This window comes from Chitinophaga pendula (genome assembly GCF_020386615.1).
In the GTDB taxonomy this organism is placed as follows: Bacteria; Bacteroidota; Bacteroidia; order Chitinophagales; family Chitinophagaceae; genus Chitinophaga; species Chitinophaga pendula.
On the sequence record NZ_CP077769.1, the window covers coordinates 5,751,798 to 5,773,904 of the forward strand.

At 46.6% G+C, this 22,107-nt stretch carries 18 protein-coding genes; 6 read left to right on the forward strand and 12 right to left on the reverse strand.

Annotation, left to right across the window (positions count from 1 at the left end; translation table 11 throughout):
* From KTO58_RS21255 to KTO58_RS21265, 3 genes are all read right to left on the reverse strand, one after another.
* Positions 1–2,463, reverse strand: a complete 2,463-nt coding sequence (locus KTO58_RS21255) for a hypothetical protein (RefSeq protein WP_095837469.1) — start codon at positions 2,461–2,463, stop codon at positions 1–3.
* 588 nt (positions 2,464–3,051) lie between these two features.
* Positions 3,052–3,261 carry a hypothetical protein gene (locus tag KTO58_RS21260; RefSeq protein ID WP_095837468.1) on the reverse strand — a complete coding sequence of 70 codons (210 nt, stop codon included), beginning with the start codon at positions 3,259–3,261 and terminating at the stop codon, positions 3,052–3,054.
* A gap of 179 nt (positions 3,262–3,440) precedes the next feature.
* Entirely contained in the window at positions 3,441–3,731 is a 291-nt protein-coding gene (locus tag KTO58_RS21265; protein WP_095837467.1) for a hypothetical protein, read from the reverse strand.
* 253 nt (positions 3,732–3,984) lie between these two features.
* On the opposite strand from KTO58_RS21265, the gene KTO58_RS21270 reads away from it, so the two are divergent.
* From KTO58_RS21270 to KTO58_RS21280, 3 genes are all read left to right on the forward strand, one after another.
* On the forward strand, positions 3,985–4,317 hold the full coding sequence (locus KTO58_RS21270; protein WP_198315165.1) for a helix-turn-helix transcriptional regulator: 333 nt from the start codon (positions 3,985–3,987) through the stop codon (positions 4,315–4,317).
* A 102-nt stretch (positions 4,318–4,419) separates the two neighbouring features.
* On the forward strand, positions 4,420–5,655 hold the full coding sequence (locus KTO58_RS21275; protein WP_095837466.1) for a hypothetical protein: 1,236 nt from the start codon (positions 4,420–4,422) through the stop codon (positions 5,653–5,655).
* The gene (locus KTO58_RS21280) at positions 5,646–6,251 is read left to right on the forward strand and encodes a hypothetical protein (protein ID WP_095837465.1); all 606 of its coding nucleotides are present in this window, start codon (positions 5,646–5,648) and stop codon (positions 6,249–6,251) included. Before KTO58_RS21275 ends, KTO58_RS21280 begins: the two co-directional genes overlap by 10 nt.
* Positions 6,252–6,622: 371 nt before the next feature.
* On the opposite strand, the gene KTO58_RS21285 is transcribed toward KTO58_RS21280, so the two are convergent.
* Positions 6,623–8,821, reverse strand: a complete 2,199-nt coding sequence (locus tag KTO58_RS21285) for a hypothetical protein (protein ID WP_095837464.1) — start codon at positions 8,819–8,821, stop codon at positions 6,623–6,625.
* Positions 8,822–9,000: 179 nt separating this feature from the next.
* On the opposite strand from KTO58_RS21285, the gene KTO58_RS21290 reads away from it, so the two are divergent.
* From KTO58_RS21290 to KTO58_RS21300, 3 genes are all read left to right on the forward strand, one after another.
* On the forward strand, positions 9,001–9,747 hold the full coding sequence (locus KTO58_RS21290; protein ID WP_095837463.1) for a DUF1003 domain-containing protein: 747 nt from the start codon (positions 9,001–9,003) through the stop codon (positions 9,745–9,747).
* A gap of 181 nt (positions 9,748–9,928) precedes the next feature.
* Positions 9,929–10,612, forward strand: a complete 684-nt coding sequence (locus KTO58_RS21295; RefSeq protein ID WP_095837462.1) for a response regulator transcription factor — start codon at positions 9,929–9,931, stop codon at positions 10,610–10,612.
* Between the two features lie 230 nt (positions 10,613–10,842).
* Positions 10,843–11,892 (forward strand): sensor histidine kinase, encoded by a 1,050-nt coding sequence (locus KTO58_RS21300; protein WP_198315164.1) that lies wholly within the window; start codon positions 10,843–10,845, stop codon positions 11,890–11,892.
* Between the two features lie 9 nt (positions 11,893–11,901).
* Here KTO58_RS21300 and KTO58_RS21305 read toward each other — a convergent pair whose 3' ends face one another.
* From KTO58_RS21305 to KTO58_RS21340, 8 genes are all read right to left on the reverse strand, one after another.
* Positions 11,902–13,230: a putative porin gene (locus KTO58_RS21305; RefSeq protein WP_225859863.1), complete on the reverse strand. Its 1,329-nt coding sequence runs from the start codon at positions 13,228–13,230 to the stop codon at positions 11,902–11,904.
* Between the two features lie 114 nt (positions 13,231–13,344).
* A complete protein-coding gene (locus KTO58_RS21310; RefSeq protein WP_095837460.1) occupies positions 13,345–14,043 on the reverse strand; it encodes a sterol desaturase family protein in 699 nt (232 codons plus the stop codon).
* 40 nt (positions 14,044–14,083) lie between these two features.
* On the reverse strand, positions 14,084–15,568 hold the full coding sequence (locus KTO58_RS21315; protein WP_095837459.1) for an MBOAT family O-acyltransferase: 1,485 nt from the start codon (positions 15,566–15,568) through the stop codon (positions 14,084–14,086).
* A 4-nt stretch (positions 15,569–15,572) separates the two neighbouring features.
* The gene (locus KTO58_RS21320; protein WP_095837458.1) at positions 15,573–16,832 is read right to left on the reverse strand and encodes a GDSL-type esterase/lipase family protein; all 1,260 of its coding nucleotides are present in this window, start codon (positions 16,830–16,832) and stop codon (positions 15,573–15,575) included.
* Complete coding sequence (locus tag KTO58_RS21325) at positions 16,801–18,210, reverse strand: SGNH/GDSL hydrolase family protein (RefSeq protein WP_095837457.1); 1,410 nt, start codon at positions 18,208–18,210, stop codon at positions 16,801–16,803. The genes KTO58_RS21320 and KTO58_RS21325 overlap by 32 nt, the downstream gene beginning before the upstream one ends.
* A gap of 211 nt (positions 18,211–18,421) precedes the next feature.
* Complete coding sequence (locus KTO58_RS21330; protein ID WP_095837456.1) at positions 18,422–18,997, reverse strand: glucosaminidase domain-containing protein; 576 nt, start codon at positions 18,995–18,997, stop codon at positions 18,422–18,424.
* 235 nt (positions 18,998–19,232) lie between these two features.
* Positions 19,233–20,984: an aspartate--tRNA ligase gene (gene aspS / locus KTO58_RS21335; RefSeq protein WP_095837455.1), complete on the reverse strand. Its 1,752-nt coding sequence runs from the start codon at positions 20,982–20,984 to the stop codon at positions 19,233–19,235.
* A 76-nt stretch (positions 20,985–21,060) separates the two neighbouring features.
* Entirely contained in the window at positions 21,061–22,107 is a 1,047-nt protein-coding gene (locus KTO58_RS21340; RefSeq protein WP_095837454.1) for an NAD(P)/FAD-dependent oxidoreductase, read from the reverse strand.

Sequence of the window (22,107 nt, forward strand, 5' to 3'; positions counted from 1 at the left end):
TTAATCGAGCGTATAAAGGAATGAGAGTTCTCCGCGGAAGTTGCCAAACAGGTAGTTCTGAGCGGAGTTCAGAAAACTAGTGCGGCAATCTACATAAGCATTCATGGACAGCTTGGGTAGTAACATGGTCTGCACATGCTGTTTAACACCTGCCTGTTTTACAATACCCGTATTACTCAGGTAGGTAAGTCCACTGGAGCAGGATACCCGTTCCCACAGTTGATAGTTCCAGGAAGCCTCTGCTGTCAGCAGATTACCGTAGAGTGCATTATCCTTTATATCGCGGTTGTAGAATACGTTCATCACAAGCGTGTTAGTTTTGAACGTAAGTGTTTGTGTGAGGTTGATGTTGGTCATCAGGGAGTTCAGCGGTATGGTAGCGCTCTGCTGTTCCATTTGCTGGAAAGCCAGCATTACATGGCTATTGGACGGTTTATTAAACAAGCGCCCATTGATCATGGACGACATGCTCAGTAACCTGTTCACAAAGTCGCCGCCATCGCCCTTACCACCTTTGTGCTTCATTACGGCCTGACTGTAGCGGGCATCGAAAGACACATGTTTGTCCAGCTTATACCTACCGTCAAATCCGATCTGGGTACTCTTCCAACTGGAATTGTACACCGTGGAAGTGCTCATATTTTTCTGGTCCAGCCTGGCACCCACCTGCAGGCGGTTGCGCTGGAAACGTTTCTTAACCTTGAATCCATACTGCCAGCTACCGCGAGCAGCATAAGGGCTGGCAGGATTGTTATAACCAAGACCGGCATAGTTCACATACACCCGGTGTGTAGACTGCCATTCTTTTACATCTCCGTTCCACCCCAATCCGGCAGAGAAGGTACTCCAGAAATCATCCATCAGACTAAAAGCCGCTGCTTTAGACCCGAGTGCAGATCCATCTTTGCCGGTGCCTCCGGCAAATACGTTGTTGGATTTGGAGACTTCCGCATCGAGCGTACCGTATTCTCCCAGGCTCATTTGTTTGGAGAAAGACAGGTTAAAAGCATTACGCGGTAGCGCCGGCATATTGAACTGTCTGCGGTTGGCATCTTTAGTATTGGCGTTCACTATCCCGATATGGGAGTGTTTCTCACCGATATCTCCTTTACCCATACGCAGGAACTGTAAGCTGTAGTCAGTAGGCGCGAGGGAAGAAGTAAATGCTGCATCTCTCATACCAGCCGCATCTTTACGTTTACCTATCCCTAACATCAGCAGACGGTTGTTGTCCAGTAAGGTTCCCGCTGCACCCGTCATAAAGAGATCGGACACATTTCCTTTGCTCGCATCTACACCAATATCACCGATGTTGAGTGTTTTCATTTTGAGGAACAGCTTTTCCAAACCATTCAGCGGCAGCAGGTCTTTAGCGGCCTGCTTACGGCCTTCCATACTATTCATAAGGCCCGTAAGTTTCTGTTTGGCATCGAAACTACCTGTCAATGTATTTTTCAGGTCCAGTTCCCTACCCAGGCTTTGTTTCATCTGCAACAACTCCTGTAGGTATTTATTACGAGACTGCTGTTCGCTCAATGTACTGTCGCCCCACTGTTGCAGACCTTTACCAGAGTTCATTACCAGGTTTTTCAGCTGTACACTATCCAGCTGCAACAACTCTTCTGAGGGAATTAATGCAGTACCACCTTTGTACAGGCTATCCAGTTTGCCATGTATTTCTTTTACACGGGCATCAGCATACTGTTTTACTGCGGCCTTTACATCTATATCGTCCAGAAAATATTTACGCAGGTCGTAGTCTTTGCTCACTCGTGCCGATAGCTGCTCCAGGAATGCCTGTTTATCAAAGCCAGCCTTCACCAGCTGCGCCATGCGGCTGTTATCCCAGACAGGTGCCGCAGTATTGAGGTTAGTACCATTCACTGCGAACGGAATACCTGCCAATGCCACGCTACCGTTGATCTGTATGTTACTGTAAGTACGGGCGATGGCAGCCGGTGTGTTATCCGTGACTACACCTGCCTGCACCTGTTTAAGATTTACCTTCAGCAGATCCTGCCCTTTTTTAGGCAACGGCAGCTGCTGACGCAAGGCATAGAATCCTCTTAACTTATTGTCAAAGTAATGGTTGATCTTACCCGTATCTTTTACAACTCGCAGGGCCTGTTGCAGTTGCTGTACTTTGCCTTTACCACCGGTATTAGCCATGTATTGCATAAACTGGTTAGTCGCGGCGGGCGACAGATAGGCCGACATCAGTGCCTTTGATTGCTGGCCAACCGCACGCAACACTGTATCCGGAGCCTGTAGCCATTTACCGGAGCGTGCATTTACCGAGTCAGCGATCGCCTTATTCAACGGCGTTTGTTTCCACAGTGTTTGTGCCTGCTCTTTTATGTTCAGCGGTTCAGATGGAACTTTAGGGGAAGGCGCAGCCTGTTGTGCACGTAAGGCGACACACAGGAGTACACCACTGCCCGTAAGCAGTATATACTTTAGCATGTAAGAGTGATTACAAAATGATTTTAACAGGAATCAGTAACTGTCATTCAACATGAATACAGCACGCGGATATAGGTAATAGGAATCCTTCCTGTATCCACAAGACAGTGACAGTTCACTAATTTCCAGAACAAACAAAATAATTTGAAGCCTTTATGAGCGCGACTTCCAGCACTACCGACATTATCAACACTGTTCATAGGTACACATGGATCGGTTGATTTCCTCCCCTGTTCATATGGTATAGGATACAGGTTTGAAAAGGTGACATTACCTCATAGATCGAGTTTAACAGTACAGAATTCTCTTCGATTCTTAAATTAATGACTCTTTTCCAGGCCCGAAAGTAAAATATTATTTGGATTACTAGAATACTTTCAGGTTAATTTTATTTGAATACAAAAGTATTGTTTTATATAGATGCTCAAAATTTTAGTTTTCCATAGGTAGTGAGGAGAGCTCCGATATAATATTAAACTTCTCTCATTTCATGAGTGTATTGACCCCTTGGCAATTGGATAAGACCAAAGTGAATAATGGGAAGCAGAGGATACGGTTTTTCATAGGATTATTAAAAACTAAGCGCTGTTACTTAGCTTCCTTCATCATTTTATCAAACTCCAGCCAGGAAATCTTAATCGCATTTTTTTTCATAAAGCCACTTGGCTGATAGGAGAAGGCCCCATGGGAGATATGCATCGTGCCTAATAACTTCCCATCTTTTTTTATCTGGAAAGAGGCATCAGCTTTACCTAGTTCCGTCACAGGTAATTGCAGGGATACACGGTGTCCTTTCATAGTTGTGTTTTTTATTTAAGCGTGATTAAATAGGATTTTAAATGAGCTATCATAAAGTCTTGATATTATTGTTTTCATACTAATAACGAGACTATATTTTTAAGGAAGCAGATATAATATTCACACTTAAAAGAACACAAAAAAGGCTCCTCCATCAGAGCAGCCCTTTCACTGGTTGGTTATTTCTTTTCCGGCCGGTACTTTTCACAGTATTGCCAGAACTCCAGGTACACTTCATCTAACACACTCATGATCTTTTCTTTCTCTGCATTGCTCAGCGCGGGTATTAACCGTCTACGCCCGGTATCGCTCATCCGGTCAATGCTTTTCATCTTGCGGTAGAAAGTAGGGATACTCCATCCGCATTCTTCGCATACTTGATCTCTAAAGGTGATGGGTACTTCGAACAATCTGGCGTGGAGGTCCTGGAGCATGTTTACATAGGGCTGCGGTACATTTTGTTTCTTCATGAGGTTAATAAAATTTAGGTGTTAAAAAGCGGATTTACCAATAAGGAGGATCAGGGTGATGCAATTTTAATTCCCGCTGTTTAACACGAAAAAGAACATTCAGACAAATAAAATTAATTTATTAAAATACTACTCCAAAGATATCATACATGACCCACAAGAACAAATATTTTTTCTTAAAGGATAATAAGGGAGGCATTATGAGAAATGAGAGATTATTAGATTTGTCCTCAAGAACAAAGTATTACCCTTGATGAGTAAATTAATATCCTCTACAAAACCTAAGAATGCCCCTATCATCATGAACCGCCTGGCAGTTGTCATGAAGGAAAGCAGAATTACAAATCGTGCACTGGCAGCGGCTATTGGCTATGAAGAAGCAACGGTTTCTAAATGGGTTACAAATACAGTACAACCACCACTATCTACTTTTTTCCGTATCGCATTGGTCATTAACAGAGACCTGCAGGATCTGTTTGTTTCCACCAAAAATATTACCCCCGAAGAAAAAGAAGAGTTATTACAGGAACTGGAAATTTTAGCAGAACAAGGTAAACGTACAGGCAAGTCTAAACAAAAAAAATAACCCTACTGTCTATTTAAAAATACTTTTCAATATAATGTAAAACCCCGACATTCGGCTAAATCTATATTCGCTATAAGTAGCAATTACCCCAAACAGAAATCTATGAAGAAACTCACCTGCTACCTTTTCGGTATCCTATTTTCTGTAATTACTATTCTACAGTTGCAGAGTTGTCAAAAAAACGACAAGCCATTGCCACAGAATAAAACAGCACTAACAATAGACGAAGCTAAGCAATACTTTAAGGCTGGCATTAATAGCAAAGTGTCACCTGAAAGTACGCCGCTTACCTACTTTGAAAAAGAACCTTCGTGGGATCGCGCATATACAAAGCATACAAACATAGGAAATGTAGTGGCCGTTCCTTTAAACTTCACTAACAGTGACTACTTTTCTACCAACAAGTTAAATACTAAAACTGCATTAAGCGATTATAGCTATTTGCTAATATCGAAAGATGCTATAGGTCAAATTCACAACGAGGTAGTGCTGGTATTACCTTCAGATAAATATCTTGATAACAATGACAAGCACTTTTCTGGTGTAATACTTATTCAGGAATGGCGGGGAAAAATTATAAGAGGGTATAGATTCAATGATGGTCAATATACCCTCATCCCTAATATAGGTATCAGAAAAAAAGGACCTGTCTTAACAGAGAAATATGAACCTTGTTTTTTAGAGGCAGATCATTACACTTGCAATAACTTCGGTGGAATTACAGAATGCTTTTATGACTATACCGTTTCAATACCTTGTGGAAATGGTGGCGGAGGTATCAAACAAACATTTGCCAAAGTATCTAATGAAAAACTTTCTAACAATATTAATGTCTTTTTACAAGAACTACATGATGACAAAAAATATAAATTTACATTCTATGACGTCTATCCGGAAGGAACCGTAGAAAGTCCATCACGCACCTATCCACAATTTGACGATAAATACCAGTATACTGGTTCAAACATCCGCTTTAGCGGCAATATCGTTTCAACATTCTCTCAAGAGTTACAAGTACAGCTTATGCATCATGAAATACTTCATGCGTGGTTATCCCGACAGCCTAACCCGGATCGTGATGACCACATAACGATGATAAATAGCATGTTAAAGTTTCTGGTAAATGCAGACAGGGAGATATTTCCAAATTATCCAATAAAAGATGCCTATGCAAATGCTATGTTTGGGTTAACTCGTTTATTGAATTTTGAAGACTCTGCTGAGCTCTTCCAGGAAAAGCTAAAAGAGCTAAATTTAACTTTAGACGAATGTAAAAGCACTTATAAAAAATATAGCGTCGGCGATAATAATATTAAACTTGGAACAAGATGTCAGTAAAAAATATGAATACATTTTCACCTCTGAAATACTTTAGGTATTGTTTATTAACATTACTTTTCTTTCCAATTTTTGGCATTGCGCAGGATAAAAAAGTAGCGTTAAATAACCTTTCATCTTACCTGGAGGAGAGGGCGGAATACCTCATCTCCCCAATTTGCGAAATAGGCTATTTCCAAATCACCTTCTCAGTAGACTCACATGGCAAAATATCCAACATTGATTATTCGAAGGAATTAGTTCCAGTCATTAGAGACTTGATAACGAAGGAACTTGATACTATTAATATCAAAGGAGGGCTAGCATACAAAGGGCCCGCTATCAATGTACTCCTCCCTATTTATATCGATTTACAACTCTGCCGGAACGAGCCATTTGAGTTTCAAAAAATCCCTGTCGTGCCCGACACCACACGTCATAGCCCTAAAGTAGATAGTATTCTAAAAACAATAAATAGCCAACAACTAAGACAAAACCCGTCACTAGGGAGATTGAAGAACACAATTAAACAATCTTCCTTATTCAAAAATGGTACAACGTTAGGTGAAAAACAATGGGTAATACTCCGAAGACTAAGTATGATAGGTATAATGTAATAGCTATTCTAAAGATAAAGGCTGTAATACCTATACATGTATTGCAGCCTTTATCTTTTTATCTAGCGCCTCTTTCCCCTCCCTCCTTCCTATAGCTCTCCTGTATCATTCCTATAGCATTCGTATAGTCATTGTATAAGCTAACCCTATCCAACCTTATACAATCGCTATACAACGACTATACCCCCGGTATACCTTGCCTATACGATGACTATAGAACGCCTATACAACGGCTATACAAACATCTCACAACGTACTAACAACCAACCACTTAAACCATACAAAATGCACAACATCCTCAGGATCAATGCAATAAAAAAGGGGCTGCCCCGGTAGGAACAACCCCTGTATGATACAATGATGGCTAAGCCTTATTTGTCTTCTTTCATGATTTGTTTGTATGCTTTGATGAAGATGGCGCCTAGGTTCTTGTGTGGCGGCACGTAGTCGCTGAACAGCTCCCGGTTACGGGCATCACCCGCAAAGCGTTTACCCAGGACAGACCACATATCCACCCAGTCTACTTTTTTACCGGCGCGGATGGTTTCGTCCAGCACGCGGATGATAGGCTCGTTGACGAAGCGGGTACCCACCTGTTTGGAGGAGATGATATGTGCCTCGGGTGACTTCTGCAGCACTGTCGCCAGGTTGTGATAGCCACCACAGGAACCCAGTACAACTATCTTGGCAGAGCTCTGCAGGTTGTCCAGGGTAGTGTTTACGTGGTAGCTGTGACCACGGTGAATAAACACGGTAGGATGGATATCGTTCTCGTCGAGGTATTCGCTCAGTTTCTCGATAGCGGTTTTATCTTCCGGCTCCGGTAATGGCAGGTTGGCATAGATGGTGATCGGTTTACCTTTCACGGAAGTGATGGTAGTCCAGTATTTACCCTTGCTCACTTTCCAGTCGCCGCCGGGGAAGTTACCCATGAAGCTGCCGTAGGAGTCAGATCCGTCTTTATCTCCGTAGAAAAATACCTGTTGATATACCCGGCCGCTGTCGCTCAGGAGAGAGTTGAAGTCGACATAGTTCACGGGCGGCAGCTGGAATTTGCTGGCCATATCGCTCGCTTTGGAAGAGTCATTACCACCGCCTACCTCTGTTTCGAACAGGTTAGATAGCAGGCTGTAAATCACCTTACCACGACGGTCGCCCTTACTGTTCACGAAGTTGTAGTTCTTCTTCACCTCTTCCCGCAGAAAATCCAGCAATTTGGGATCGCGGATACTGCCGAAGGAGTTAGCCACATCCACCGCATCTTCGAGGTCTTCTGTCTTCTCCAGGCTGCTCACATACTTTTTCATCAGATAGTTGGCATTATCGGGCGCCATAGACTTCAGGAAGTGGTCCAGGGTGTTAAAGCCTGCAGCCATGGCAATGAACTTCTTAAAGCGGTCAAATGCCACCAGCATCAGCAAACTGTCGCCACGCGGTGGTTTCATACGCAGCATCATCTGGTCGTACAAGCCCGCTTTGGCTGGGTTGGTATAACTGGAAGTATATAGCTCTTCCTGACCGTTGATGATCAGGTAATACAACTCTTCCGGACTAAAGTCTTTTACAATACGGAAACGCACCGGCGCCGGCTCCTCATGCAGGTCATCCACTTCGCGGATATATTTCAGCGACTTGGCGTGCAGGTTCTCAATCATCGCCTTGAGGCCCAGCGGATTCTCACCATTAGATTTACGTACCTGCAAGGCAACGGATGATTTCACCATCTGTTTGAAATACTGGTCGTCGTTATCTACGGTCTTCTCCAGCTGTTCCATGGTCATTTTGCCATCCAGCAGCTCGTCGATAAAAGGTAATATCTTGGTGGACTGTGGGGAGTTACCGATCCGTACGATCTGTTGTACCAGCGGGTCCTGGTTCTTTTTTATCGCCGTCGCTACCGGTGTATAGGAAGTCGCATACGTGAGTACCTGGTTAGGATATTTACGCGCTACCGCAGCAATGATTGAGTCGGTAGCCGGGTATTGCAGATAGCCGCCTATCTGCGTCATCACCGTCTCCAGGTTGTTATAGGCCCATTTGGTGAACATAAGACCCTTCGCTTCCTTATAACCCGGATTCTCCCGGAACTGGTCGATCATTTTCTCCCCCGCCTCAAAAGAAAGGTTACGCATCGCAGGCAGGATGCTCTCCCCTTTAATATCCGCATCCATCATGCTTTTGAAGGCCTGCACCATGGCAGCTCCTTCCGCAGCATCGATCTTACGGTAAGCACGTTTAGTATTAAAATCTTTCAGCATGTAATACAGGCCGGTCAGGTACTTCACCTTCAGCCGGTGGTCCAACGCATCATTACGTTCTATCTCGGCCTGCATCGCATCCACCTGCTTGATGATGGCATTGGATACCTGCAGGTTGATCGTCTCATCATCCGATACCTTCACCAGATCGTCCGCCTTACCGTCAAATTTGGCGGCAGCAGCTTGCTCCTTATCTATGTTATCGTGAAACCCCTGTCGGCCGATTGGAATATCTAATTTTCCCCCGTTTTGCGCATATACCCAACCTCCTTGAAAGGCGGCCAGTACTAATAGCATTAGAATTTTTCTCATGTATACTTATACTTTTCGCTGTACTAGCTACAAATTTACTACCAAAAAACTTGAGTCTGATTCACTACTGTGAACGAATGATTAATAATTACAGATAAAGATATATATGTCAGAACAAAAGTATATGCCGTGCTGTTAGGGAAATAATGGAAATTTCCAGTCAAAATCAGTCATCAAGCATGGAAACGTTCAAAAGCGACCTCTCGGGCAATGAGTTCCCATCGGCCGAAAAAGTAAGCGGCAAATCCATTCGTAAAGGCCTTTACGACCTTATCCGCCAGGATCATCCGCACTTCAACAACAAATGCCACCTCGCCCTCAGCGAGCTCACTGAGTACAAACAACGCTATTACGAAGGCTTCTTCTCCCACGAAATAGGTCAGCTCACCGAAATGGAAAAACAGGTCATGGCCAAACTCAAAGACCACGAATCCATCACCGACAAGCTCGATACCGGAGAAGAATCCCTGCCCGCTACCTACGGCGAACGCCTCGCCGATAAGATCGCCGATTTCGGCGGCAGCTGGACATTCATTTTGATCTTCCTCTTTTTCATCTGCGCCTGGATGGCGGTCAACATCTACCTGCTGGCCAACAAAGGTTTCGACCCCTACCCCTTCATCTTGCTCAACCTCATCCTCTCCTGTCTGGCCGCCCTGCAAGCGCCCGTCATCATGATGAGCCAGAATCGACAGGAATCTAAAGACCGCCAGCGGGCTAAAAACGACTATATGATCAACCTCAAATCAGAACTGGAAGTGCGCATCCTCCACGATAAGATCGACCACCTGCTGCTCCGTCAGCAGCAAGATATGATGGAACTCCAGCAGGCCCAGATGGATACGCTACGGGAGATCACCCACGCCCTCAAGCTTATCCACCAGGATGTACACAAAGGAAATAAAGGCGACCACGGCACTTCCTGAACAGGGTACCGGCCCCACCTTCCGCCGCTGGCATGGCGGCATACGGCTGAAATAGCTTAACTTTGTACTATCCTTTTTCCCTACCCATGAATGGTGAATTAACAATTTCATAATGTTATCATTCCATTAATCCACCCGGCGGCTTTATACTTTTGTGCCGTCTTTTAAAAAGTCAAATTTTATGATAGACCAAGCGGTAGCAGGTAAAATCTTAGTGGTAGATGATGAGTTGGATATATTGGAAATAATCAGCTACAATCTAAAATCAGCAGGTTACGATACCGTAACTGCAAAAGATGGCAGCGAGGCTATCCAGAAAGCTAAAATATTTCGTCCCGATCTGATCATGCTCGATATCATGATGCCCAATAAGAACGGAATAGATACCTGCCGCGAGATCAGGAAAATACCAGAGTTCAAAGACACCATGGTACTCTTCCTCACGGCACTGAACGATGAAAAATCCGAGATAGACGGCTTGAACATGGGTGCCGATGATTACATCGCCAAACCAATCAAACCAAAACTACTCGTAAGCCGTATCAATGCCCTCTTCCGCAGACTGCACAAGCCGGAAGAAATGCAGGTACAACTCGGCGACCTGATCATCGACAGAGAGAAATTCACAGTAACTTATAAAGGCCAGGAGATCATTCTCGCTAAAAAGGAATTCGAATTGCTGCAATTACTGGCTTCCAAACCAGGCCGCGTATTCCTTCGCAACGAAATACTCAACCAGGTATGGGGTACAGAAGTGATCGTAGGCGATCGTACCATCGACGTACACATTCGTAAGATACGCCAGAAGATAGGCATCGACCTGATCACTACCGTAAAAGGCGTGGGTTACAAATTTGAAATGTAAAATACTTCCCGGGACGCCTCCAGCGTCCCCTTCTTTTATAATGCAATAACGGCGCTCCGCCTTACCACCGGCACATCGCCTTACTATCTGTTCTTCATTTTTTATAATAACTGCCCCCTTTTCAGGGCAGCTCGCGTCCGCACGCAACATGACGCACAGCACCACCTTGTATGTCAAGTAAAAAAATTAGATTAATTTCCCTCTATTATACCAATTACTCACTTTGGAGTATGTTTAAAGCAAAAAACCTTTCCCCCCAGAAACTGGCGGGTTTTACTGCACTTATTATATCGATCATCATATCGTTAGGCAGCCTTTTGGTAGATGGAAGCTGGAAAATAATGCTCGTAGCATTCATATTGACCTTCCTCGTATCCTATTACCTCTACCTCTATACCTTGCAGAACTTCATCTACCGAAAGATCAAGATCATCTACAAGTTCATTTATCAAACCAAAGCCTCCAAAAGGGAAGACTTCTTCAACAAGAATATCCTCCCCCTCAAAACCATCGACGAAGTAAGCGAAGATGTAGAAAAATGGGCCAGCCAAAAGAAAGAAGAACTGGAAATACTCCGCCGCAACGAAGCATTCCGCAAAGAATTCCTCCTCAACCTCTCCCATGAGCTGAAAACACCCATCTTCGCCGTACAGGGCTATATCCACACCCTCCTCGATGGCGCCATCGAAGATCCAAATGTCAATAAGCTGTTCCTCAAGAACGCTACCAAAAATATCGACCGCCTCTGCCGCCTTATCGACGACCTCGACGAAATATCCAAACTCGAAAGCGGCGAAATGACGATCAACAAAGAACTGTTCGTCATCCAGGATCTCATCAAAGATGTATTCGACACCCTGTCCCTTAAAGCCAATAGCAAAGGCATTAAATTCAGCTTCAAAAAAGGCTGCGAAGCCCCCGTACATGTACAGGCCGATAAAGAAAAGGTAAGACAGGTACTCATCAACCTCGTAGACAACTCCATCAAGTACGGCAAACCCGATGGCCACACCATCGCCAGCATCTACAATATGGATGATAAACGCGTGCTGATAGAAATATCAGACGATGGTATCGGTATGGCAGAAGAACACCTCCCCAGGGTATTCGAACGTTTCTATCGCACCGACAGAGCACGTAGCCGCGACATCGGCGGTACCGGCCTGGGCCTCGCGATTGTTAAACACATCATCGAAGCACACAACCAGACCATCAACGTAAGAAGCAAACCGGAAGTAGGCTCTACCTTCGGCTTCACCCTCGAGTCAGGCAAAGAATAATCTCAGCAATTAAAAACGGTATTGCAGACGACAGGTAAACACGTCGTCCCGGATGTCATCCTGGAATCCCTCCAGCTCAGTAGACTCATTCCGCACTACATCATACCAAAGCGTCATCTTCAGCTGATCGCTGAAATGATAGACGTAACCACCACCCCATGTATCAAATCGTACATCGGCAGCATACGTGTTCGTATTAGGCACCCCGATCTGACGCCCACTCAACCGGGTATTAGGGTCATACCAATCATACTTCAACACCACCTGGTGCCGGTCACTGCCCAGGTTCTGCAGAAAATAAAAGTAGGCACCATCGAAATTACGGATATATAAAGGGGCGTATTTAGAACCGATCATAGGGATAGTACCTGGCGTCTCACTAGTCAGCGAAGTAGCCGTCTGTACCCCCCTGATATACTCCGCCCGCAATTGCGTACTCCCCTTCCCCTTACCATTAGGTATCTTCAGCTGCACATCCGCACCGTAATAATGCCGGGGCGCAATCTTGCCGTCATTACTCTCCGTCGAATCCACCTGGAACCCTTTTGTCGCATTATTACCACCATCCATCCGGTATACATACTTCGAAAACTGCTCCATCCCTCCATACAGACAGGATACACTGGCCGACAGTGTCCAGCCGGCACTATTGATCGCAATAGGCTTCAGACTGACACGCCCGATGATATCCTTATGGCTGTCATAATCCGCCGGCCCCGCCAAGCCCTGCCCGTTAAACACACCCAGGTCCACATCCAGCCATGCCAGCGGATGATGCTTGTCCCTGGGATTAAATGAAGCCATCACCCCCAGATCCCGCTCCGTTTTCATCAGTATCTGCGACATACGCCCGCGCTCCGGCGCCTCCCGGTCCGCAGAAGAAAAGTTCACCTCATAGCCAAAAGGCCGGGCAAACATCCCCGCCGTCAATGAAAACACATTCCACTTATTCTCGAAAAAACGTCCCCAGAAATCACGAATAGCCACTCCCCGCTCCGTACCGTCAAACTGGAACGCAAACTGCACTATAGGATACCCCGACTTATTATATCGCGCATAATCCACCCGCAATCGCCCCCGCCGCAACATGAACCGGTTGTTCACCCGCGCCGGAAAATCCCCGCCGGCATAACTATCCGCCCCCTTAGATTGAACGTACTGGAACTGCGGCTGCAAATAACCGCTGAATCGCAAGGCATCGTAAGTCTTATACAGGGAAAACATCCCCTTGCCAACGCTCGTAGTAGTATCGATCATATCCATAAGGAACTGTGCCCTGGCAACCTGGCATAGCAGCACAAGGCCACCCAATACCAGTAATGACTTAATCGTTCGCATGCGCAAAAAGGAATTTTGCGCAAAAGTAGACGGGAAACATTTAATGAAAAAATGTTTTTGCAGTCCGGAACAGCCTTTTTACAGTCCGGTCCGTTACTTCAAAGCACCGGATAATTAGGGCTTATAGGTACCAAAGAAGCGGTCCCAGAGAGAAGTATAAAAACCAAAATTAGCATGCACATCCTGGTGATGATCATGATGAAACCTGGAAGTACCCAGGTACTTCAGCCAGGAATGCCGCTTCAGAATAGCTGCAGGCAAAGGCTCTATTCCCAGGTGCCCTACCATACCAAACACCACATTCACCACCAGGTAAATGACGATCGCATAAATATTGAACGGATATAACAACAGCAACAATATCCACAACGCTCCAAAACACAACGTCTCCACAGGATGCAGGATGAAAAGGTCGATCGGCTTGGGGTCAATAGCCGCATGATGCAGCTCGTGGATCGCCTTATACAGGAAAGTCTTGTGTACAATAAAATGAAAGGCATACATCAACAGGTCCATCGCCAGGAAAAGCAGGCAGAAGTCTACCAAAATACGCCAGGAAAAAGCGATGCTGATAGTGATCCATCCCTTCCGCCAGCACCAGAACCCAATATAGGTAACAATCGTATTCAGTACATTGGTGAAGATACACCATAACCATTCACGACGGGTATATTGGTATGGAAGCGCCGCCGGGGCTGCATATCGCTGTATAACACGCCCCACTGCCAATACCAATACGGTGATCAGCAGGTTCTCTAAAAAGAACAACACCCATAATACAGGCGTAGATAAATGCAATAAAAAATCCAGCATAATAACAAGGTACCTCCCCGGAGATACTACCGTAAAAATACTAAAACTGGAAGTAGATCGGGATCATCGGTTGCAAGGTCTTCACTTGCGCCAGCAGCCAGATAAAGGATACCATGATCAATACTCCCGCCCATACCGGCACCCGCGACAATGAGCGCTCAAACCAATCCTCACTGCGCACCGGCAGGAAGTGCAGGAAATACCCCAATAACATCAACCACACCACCTGCGCATATCCCTGGTAAAACTCCAGCCACACATCCGGTTGGAAGTTATAAACGATCTGCCGGATCAGCGTCCAGGCCGCCTCGAATGTGGTCGCCTTAAAGAATATCCAGCAGAAACATACAAAGTGAAAAGTAAATAGTATACCCAGTAAGCGGTATACCTTCGACAACCCCGCGCGTTGAATACCCCCCGTCGCTTTCAACCAGGTCAGCCGCACCTTGTCCACCGCCAGCGCCGAACCGTGCATTCCTCCCCAAAAGATAAAATTCCAGCTGGCGCCATGCCAGAAACCGCCTATCAGCATCGTCAACGCCAGGTTGATATACTGCCGCACCGTCCCCTTCCGGTTCCCACCCAATGGTATGTATATATAGTCACGCAACCAGGACGACAAGGAAATATGCCAGCGACGCCAGAACTCCGTAATAGAAGCACTCTGATAAGGAGAATCAAAGTTGGCCGGTATCTTAAACCCAGTCCAGCGGGCAATACCAATCGCCATATCAGAATAACCCGAGAAGTCACAGTAGATCACCAGCGCATACCCATACACCCCCATCAGGCATTCAAAGCCGGTATGTTTGGTAGGATCGTCAAAAATATACTGTACAAAATTGAGATAGATAAAGTCAGAGATCACCACTTTCTTAAACAGCCCACTAATGATCAGTGCCATCCCTTTCCCGACATCCGTAGCATCCAGGTGATAGGGCTTGTATATCTGCGGGATAAAATCAGCAGCACGTACAATAGGCCCCATCATCAGCTTGGGAAAGAAGGACAGGAAAAACAGGTAATCCATAAAATCCTCGATAGGCTCAAACTCTCCCCGGTACACATCTATCGTATAACTCAGGTTCTCAAACGTGTAAAAGGATATCCCTATCGGCAACAACAGGTGCAAAGGCCGGAAATGTCCCATGCCAATATCGTTGACGATACCAATGAAAAAGTCCGTGTACTTGAAGTAAAACAGCATACCGATATTGATCAGGATACTGAACACCAACAATGCCTTTTTCTTACTTGCACTGGTAGAACGGTGTATCCAGTGCGACAGGTTATAATCCACGATCGCCGACAGGATCACCAATCCTACGTAGTAGTTACATGCCTTATAGAAAAAGTACAGGGAAAATAGGGTAAACACCCATACCCTACCGGTCTTGCTGCCGCTTACCAGCTGATAACAAAGGAGAAAGAAGGCAAAGAAATAAATGAAAAAGGCACTGTTAAACAATACCGGGTCATTCGGGTTGTAGAGCAGCTGTGATAACAGCTTACTGATGTCGATCATTTTATTATGGCAGTGATTTCTTAAGACGGATATAACGGTCGTATGCAGCCGACAAAGCCTCATACAGTAGTTGACCTTGTTGCCTGTATCCCGCCGGATTAAAATGTACATGATCAGGTGCCCATCCGCTACGGAAAAGTGCAGCGCGGGCATTGTTCACAGCATTGAAATCCCAGCAGGCTAATCCCTGTTCCTTACAGTACTTTCTGATCTCCTCCGTGACCAGGGTGATACCCGGGCATGGCGATAGGCTGCTACGGTACAAGGTCTTATATCGTTTTCCCACTTTACGGCGGTATGCGGTGCGTACCGTACGCATACAGGCGGGTGGAGTAGTTAACAGGATCGTGACGTTCGGGTCCTCCTGGCGCAGCCAATGTACCGTCTTGTCAATCTCTGCGGTAAACTGTGCCGCATCAGGACGACTGCCATATGCCTCATTGGTACCAAGGGAAATGATCACCAACCGGGGCTGCATAGTCGCCATCTGTAGTTGCAAGGTACTGTTCAGCTCATTATATTGAAAGTACTGCGCCCCGTTTATTCCCACGGCACTATACAAAATACCGGGTTGCCCATTCCGGATAATACCGCCATAAAACCGGAACGGCGCCGTACCGGAACGTTGCCAGCTCACCTGGAATTCCGGTTGCCCTATCGGGTACAACAAGGTAGCCTGCATGGCGGTAGAAGTAGCATAAGGCATCGGCGTATAGGTAACCGTAGCCCCACCGGACTGTAAAGTATCCGCTACATCACCCGTGTCATAAAACAGGGATACCTCCTTTATCTGCTGTGTAGTACGGTTATTAAACGATAAGGAAGGAGTAGCGGCAGCGGTATAGATCGTAATAGCGCCAGGGCCCAACGGATCCGTCTTTCGCTTGTCAACAAGGCGTTCGCTCTGCCATCTCACCGGGCTATGCCAGCGATATCCCTCCGGTCCATTCGTACCGGCGAGATTAAAAGGGAATACCCATCCCATCCCCGCATTACCAAAGCGTGCCTGTAATCCTTCTGCCACCGCGCCGGGATAATAGCCCGCCTGTATGTGCGAGTCTCCCAGGTGCAGTACTGGGATCACCATACTGTCCTTCTGCTCCAGCAAAGCGAAAAAGGAATACAACGCCGTATCCTGCAATATCTGGTTATGTGGATATGCCGATGATGATTGTGCAGCTACCTTCCGGGAAGTTCCTAACAAACTACCCGCGAATAAGGCCAGCGCCGCGCTAATTTGAAAAAGCCGGATGTTCAAACTCATGCTTGATTGCTTTATACAGCAATGCGCCTACCCTCGATGCGCCCTGTCGGTTAAAGTGCGTATAGTCTTTATTGGCTAATACCGTATCTCCTTCCACCCAACGCACCATCGCCCCTTCACCGCCCATAGCGGCAAACAGGTTCCAGTACCCGGTACCAAACCGCTCAGCCATATCATGTTGTACTTTGATCAATGCTTCTACACCCGGTGCTGTCACATACTCCTCTCCCTTACGATAGGATTTATCCGCCGTACTGATGATCAGGAAAGAAGTGTTCGGAAAGCGATGCCGCAAAGAATCCATCACCTTCGCCATCGGCCGCTCATACCAGCTGTAGTCCGTTAGCTCCGGACGGAACAATACATTGGCGCCATAGTGCAGCACGATCAGGTCATAAGGACGCTGCTGCTGCAAATGCTGCAACATTCCCGATGATAACTTAGCCAGCTCTATCCCGCTGATACCGCGAAAAGAATAATTATCCACGAACACACCACTATCGCTTTCAAAACAAAGCCCATACAATGGTGTATTCATACCAGCTGCACACTTCAGCAACAAACCAGGCATAGCAGTATCCTGCTTAAAGGTGACCATATTTACTTCGGCAGTACCACCCAGCGGTATATTGCGGTCATTTACCGCCACCGCACTGTTGCCTTCCGCAGGCCCATACAGGATACTTACCTCATCAAACCGGTTCAGGCGAGGTTTCTTCACGGGCGTATACTTGATCCAGCTATCAGCACCAGGAATAAAAGTATGCCCCGAAATGCCGAGCATCACATCTTCCGGTGGATTATTCTTATAGTGGTAATCTTTCCAATTACCAGAGAAACTATGCAATATCGTCGTGCGGTACGTAGCTACAATACTGGTAGCGGGAACAAATCCCACACCCATACCGCCAAACATCGTTTGCAAGCTATCCCGCAGATCTTCCGTGATAAGATCACCTTCGATCATAGAATCACCGAAGTAAGCAATACGCACCTTCTTCCGTTGCCCATGCCGCAGGTCCGTCAATGCCTGCACGAAATGCTGCATGCCGGGTGCCACCGTACTTGCTTCCACCGGCGCCGGATAATTAATGATACCGGTATAAGACATAAAGTCCGCAGGAGGCTCATGGGTAAGTACAGCAGTAGAACCTGCCGGCTGACCAGGCGTTGCCTTAAGCTGCTTGGTAGCCGCTACCGCCTTCTTCTCAACAAGTGGCGGCGGATCACTTTGCTGGAGATCAGACAATACATTCAGCGGCCGGAAAGTAAATCCGTTAAATGAAAAGGTGTTCCTGACCACCGAAAGCAGTATCAAACAAATCAGGGTACCTGAAATAATATAGAAGGGATATGCGTGTTTGCTTTTACCAGACATAGAAAACGCACTTAAAACGGGTAAAAATGTACTCTTGTTGGTTACGCAAAACTATACAGGAGATTTGTTAATGAACTCCTAAAGTCACTATTATAATGCAGTATAGCAGCGTTTTTCAATAAAATACCACATTCGTGGTGTCCCCTTGTTCTGCGGATATCTCCGCAATTGCTCACAGACAAAAAAGTTGGGCTACATCGTTGCTCTTTTTTTATTGTTTATTAGTTGAAGTCAGGTGATCTTCCTTATCCATCTTATACAACTTATAACGGCGGATAATGTCGGAAACCCGTTTGATCCACACATGCCCGGCTGAAGAATAGCCGCCATGATCCATATGTTTCAGCCATACCGCATACTCCATATTACCCTTCATATCCCGGAACCACTTCCGCTTCATCAGCAATTTCACAAAATGACGGTAAGAAGCCGTATCCGTTTCATATTGCTTATAGCGGGAACGGTACTTGGTCTTTAACTTACCGAGACTATTACGCCCTACGATCCCAAAGTGATTCTTCAACAGCTTCACATTACGGCTGGTCCCAGTTCCGGATTCCAGCATCGCAACCCCCAGTATTACACTGGCCGGTACACCCGTCTCCTCCATCAGCCGTACAGATATCGGTGAGTACTTCCGGATATAACTACTGGTACTGTGTTGAGCAGATAAAAGCTGGCTGGTGAAAAGACAGCAAATAAATACGCATCCAAAGAAGAAGCGTTTACAAGCAGTAACGTTGCTTTCAGATATGGCTATAGATCGTTTGGTATCCTGCATAGGCATCTTTCCTGCACTGCACTTTACCTAAAATTGCACTCCCGTTTCGTACAGATTGTGATTAGTTTAAAAATAAAAATAATATATTTTCCTGAATTACCAAATCTCGACTGTAATTATCGATCCCACACCTGGCGGGTGTGGGATCATATTGTAACGGGAAGGATCTATACCTAAGGCCCGCAAAATTAATTACAAATGAGCACCGTTCTTATCCCGGTAATTTGGGATATTCCCGGGGCTATTCTTTTACCAGCTTGATCTTCAACTCATCTAACTGATGCTGTTCAATATCAGATGGCGCATCGAGCATCACGTCCCTGCCGGAATTATTTTTCGGGAAAGCGATAAAGTCACGGATACTCTCGCTGCCACCCAGCAGTGAACATAACCTGTCAAACCCAAAGGCAATACCTGCGTGAGGTGGTGCACCGTATTCAAAAGCGCCAAGCAGGAAGCCGAACTTATGCTGTGCCTCTTCTTTCGACATGCCCAATGCGGAGAACATTTTCTCCTGCAGGTCACGCTGGAAGATACGTACAGAACCGCCCCCTACTTCCGTACCATTCAGTACGATGTCGTAAGCATTGGCTTTTATCTCCGCATACCTGGAGGTATCATCCATCAGCATGATCTGGTCTGGTTTAGGTGAGGTAAACGGATGGTGACGGGCTACCCAGCGGTTCTCTTCTTCCGCATATTCCAACAGCGGGAAGTCGATCACCCATAGTGGCTTGAAGTCATCCTTCTTACGAAGGCCCATACGCTCCCCCATTTCCAGGCGAAGCTCACTCATCGCCTTACGGGTACGCTCTTCTTTACCAGCAAGCACCAGGATCAGATCTCCCGGCTCTGCCTGGCATTTCTCTGCCCAGGCTTTCAGCTTCGTCTCATCAAAGAATTTATCTACGGAACTCTTAATAGTACCATCTGCATTGTAACGGGCGTATATAAGGCCGCTCATGCCTATCTGCGGACGTTTTACCCAGTCGGTCAGTTCATCCAGCTGCTTACGGGTATACTCCGCGCAACCTTTCGCACAGATAGCTATCACCAGTTCTGCTTCGTCAAACACCTTGAAACCACTATCCTTCACCACGGTACCCAGATTTACCAGCTTCATTTCAAAGCGGATATCCGGTTTGTCATTACCATAGTACTCCATGGCATCTTCCCAGGTCATGCGGGGGAATGGCTCGTTAAAGGTAATCCCCTTGATATCCTGGAAGACATGTTTCACCATACCTTCAAAAGTCTGCAATACATCTTCTTGCTCCACAAAACTCATCTCACAGTCGATCTGCGTGAATTCCGGCTGACGGTCAGCACGCAGGTCTTCATCACGGAAACACTTCACGATCTGGTAGTAGCGGTCGTAACCACTTACCATCAGCAACTGTTTGAAGGTCTGCGGAGATTGTGGCAACGCATAGAACTCATTAGGGTTCATACGGCTGGGTACCACGAAATCGCGGGCGCCTTCCGGCGTAGAACGGATGAGGAATGGCGTTTCGATCTCCATAAAACCACGGGAGTCCAGGAAGTTACGCGCGGAGCGGTTCACCCGGTATCTCAGTTCGAGGTTCTGCTTTACGATATTACGACGGAGATCAAGGTAGCGGTATTTCATACGCAATTCATCACCACCATCTGTATCATCCTGTATAGTAAAAGGAGGAGTCTTAGAGGAATTGAGGATAGTAAACTGTTGTACAGTGATCTCCACATCCCCGGTAGGGATGTTCTTGTTTTTGCTGGAGCGTTCGGTAACGGCGCCAGTCACGTGTAACACGAACTCACGGCCCAAAGGCTGTGCGTCCAGTTGTGCATTGAGGTCCTCACCAAACAGCAGCTGGGTAATGCCGTAACGGTCACGCAGATCCACAAAGGTGATGCTTCCAAACTTTCTAACTGTCTGTACCCAACCGGCCAGCGACACTTGCTGACCCACGTGCTCCATTCTTAATTCGCCACATGTATGCGTTCTGTACATTTTATATAAGATATTTCAAATGTTGAATAATTCACTGGGGGGCAAAGATACGTTTTGCGCCCGCATTTCTGCCTCTTTACTTCTTGAAATATTCTTTAATATCTACTTCTTTCAATAAGGGGACGTTCTCTTCCAGGTGGGTGGTAAAATGAGCGGCCATATAGGGCGCCAGGGAGCTTCCCTTGGTCCCCATTCCATTAAAAATACCGATAGACGGCCGGTCCGGCAGCATCCCCATCACCGGGCGCCGCTCCTGCAAGGAGGGTCGGATCGCGGCCAGCTGGCCGACTACCTCGTAGGGTACTTTCAGCAACTGCCGGAGCCCTTCTTCCAGCTTATCCCGCTGTGCCGGGGTAGGCAGCTCATCAGGGTCCGTCCAGGCAAAAGTGGCCCCCGCCCAGTACAGATCTCCGCCTTGCGGCACCAGCGTAATGCTCCTTTTGATGATATCCGCCGTTTCAAACCCCGGGATTCGGACCATCAACACCTCCCCCTTACTTGGCAGCCAGCGTAACCCCGAGAACCAGGGATGTGCCCCTACAGCAGCGCCCTCGCAAAAGATCACCCTACGCGCTTGCACGTTCCTGTAAGTGACGCCATCGGTAGTTTCTATCAGGTTTGCCGGGTCCAGTCGCTCATCCAGCAATATCCCACTGTCCTTTAGTCGCTGTTTCCAGGCAGGAATAAGAGCGTTCAATTGCACTGTGGCACCTCCTACTACTCCGGCACCAAATGGCTGATCCAGCCAGGGGGCATATTTCGCTGCATCGGGCTCATATCCCTTTAACAACGCCGGAAATTGCGGCAACCGCTCCCGGAAGGCAGTACGTAGTTGTTCCGAAGGCATCACCATCCAGATATCCCGCTCCGTAAAAAAGGAGCTTTGCAGTTGCTGCTCCATATCCCGGTAACATCCGGCAGCGTAGGTATAGAAGGTTTCATACAGCCATCCAAGTTCCAGCCGCCGTCCCGACACCGGGTTAATAACACCTGCCGCGACCAGGGAGGCGCTGTTTTCCTTGGGGGCATCTACTACCAGCACCGTCTGGCCGGCTTTCAGGAGGTGCCAGCTAAGCATGGTACCGGCGATCCCCTGTCCTACTATGATATAATCTACTTGCAT

Bases quoted from the DNA above. Each gene is read 5' to 3' on its own strand.
- KTO58_RS21255 (WP_095837469.1), bottom strand. From the start codon at position 2,463: ATGCTAAAGTATATACTGCTTACGGGCAGTGGTGTACTCCTGTGTGTC.
- KTO58_RS21260 (WP_095837468.1), bottom strand. From the start codon at position 3,261: ATGAAAGGACACCGTGTATCCCTGCAATTACCTGTGACGGAACTAGGT.
- KTO58_RS21265 (WP_095837467.1), bottom strand. From the start codon at position 3,731: ATGAAGAAACAAAATGTACCGCAGCCCTATGTAAACATGCTCCAGGAC.
- KTO58_RS21270 (WP_198315165.1), top strand. From the start codon at position 3,985: ATGAGTAAATTAATATCCTCTACAAAACCTAAGAATGCCCCTATCATC.
- KTO58_RS21275 (WP_095837466.1), top strand. From the start codon at position 4,420: ATGAAGAAACTCACCTGCTACCTTTTCGGTATCCTATTTTCTGTAATT.
- KTO58_RS21280 (WP_095837465.1), top strand. From the start codon at position 5,646: ATGTCAGTAAAAAATATGAATACATTTTCACCTCTGAAATACTTTAGG.
- KTO58_RS21285 (WP_095837464.1), bottom strand. From the start codon at position 8,821: ATGAGAAAAATTCTAATGCTATTAGTACTGGCCGCCTTTCAAGGAGGT.
- KTO58_RS21290 (WP_095837463.1), top strand. From the start codon at position 9,001: ATGGAAACGTTCAAAAGCGACCTCTCGGGCAATGAGTTCCCATCGGCC.
- KTO58_RS21295 (WP_095837462.1), top strand. From the start codon at position 9,929: ATGATAGACCAAGCGGTAGCAGGTAAAATCTTAGTGGTAGATGATGAG.
- KTO58_RS21300 (WP_198315164.1), top strand. From the start codon at position 10,843: ATGTTTAAAGCAAAAAACCTTTCCCCCCAGAAACTGGCGGGTTTTACT.
- KTO58_RS21305 (WP_225859863.1), bottom strand. From the start codon at position 13,230: ATGCGAACGATTAAGTCATTACTGGTATTGGGTGGCCTTGTGCTGCTA.
- KTO58_RS21310 (WP_095837460.1), bottom strand. From the start codon at position 14,043: ATGCTGGATTTTTTATTGCATTTATCTACGCCTGTATTATGGGTGTTG.
- KTO58_RS21315 (WP_095837459.1), bottom strand. From the start codon at position 15,568: ATGATCGACATCAGTAAGCTGTTATCACAGCTGCTCTACAACCCGAAT.
- KTO58_RS21320 (WP_095837458.1), bottom strand. From the start codon at position 16,832: ATGAGTTTGAACATCCGGCTTTTTCAAATTAGCGCGGCGCTGGCCTTA.
- KTO58_RS21325 (WP_095837457.1), bottom strand. From the start codon at position 18,210: ATGTCTGGTAAAAGCAAACACGCATATCCCTTCTATATTATTTCAGGT.
- KTO58_RS21330 (WP_095837456.1), bottom strand. From the start codon at position 18,997: ATGCCTATGCAGGATACCAAACGATCTATAGCCATATCTGAAAGCAAC.
- aspS (WP_095837455.1), bottom strand. From the start codon at position 20,984: ATGTACAGAACGCATACATGTGGCGAATTAAGAATGGAGCACGTGGGT.
- KTO58_RS21340 (WP_095837454.1), bottom strand. From the start codon at position 22,107: ATGCAAGTAGATTATATCATAGTAGGACAGGGGATCGCCGGTACCATG.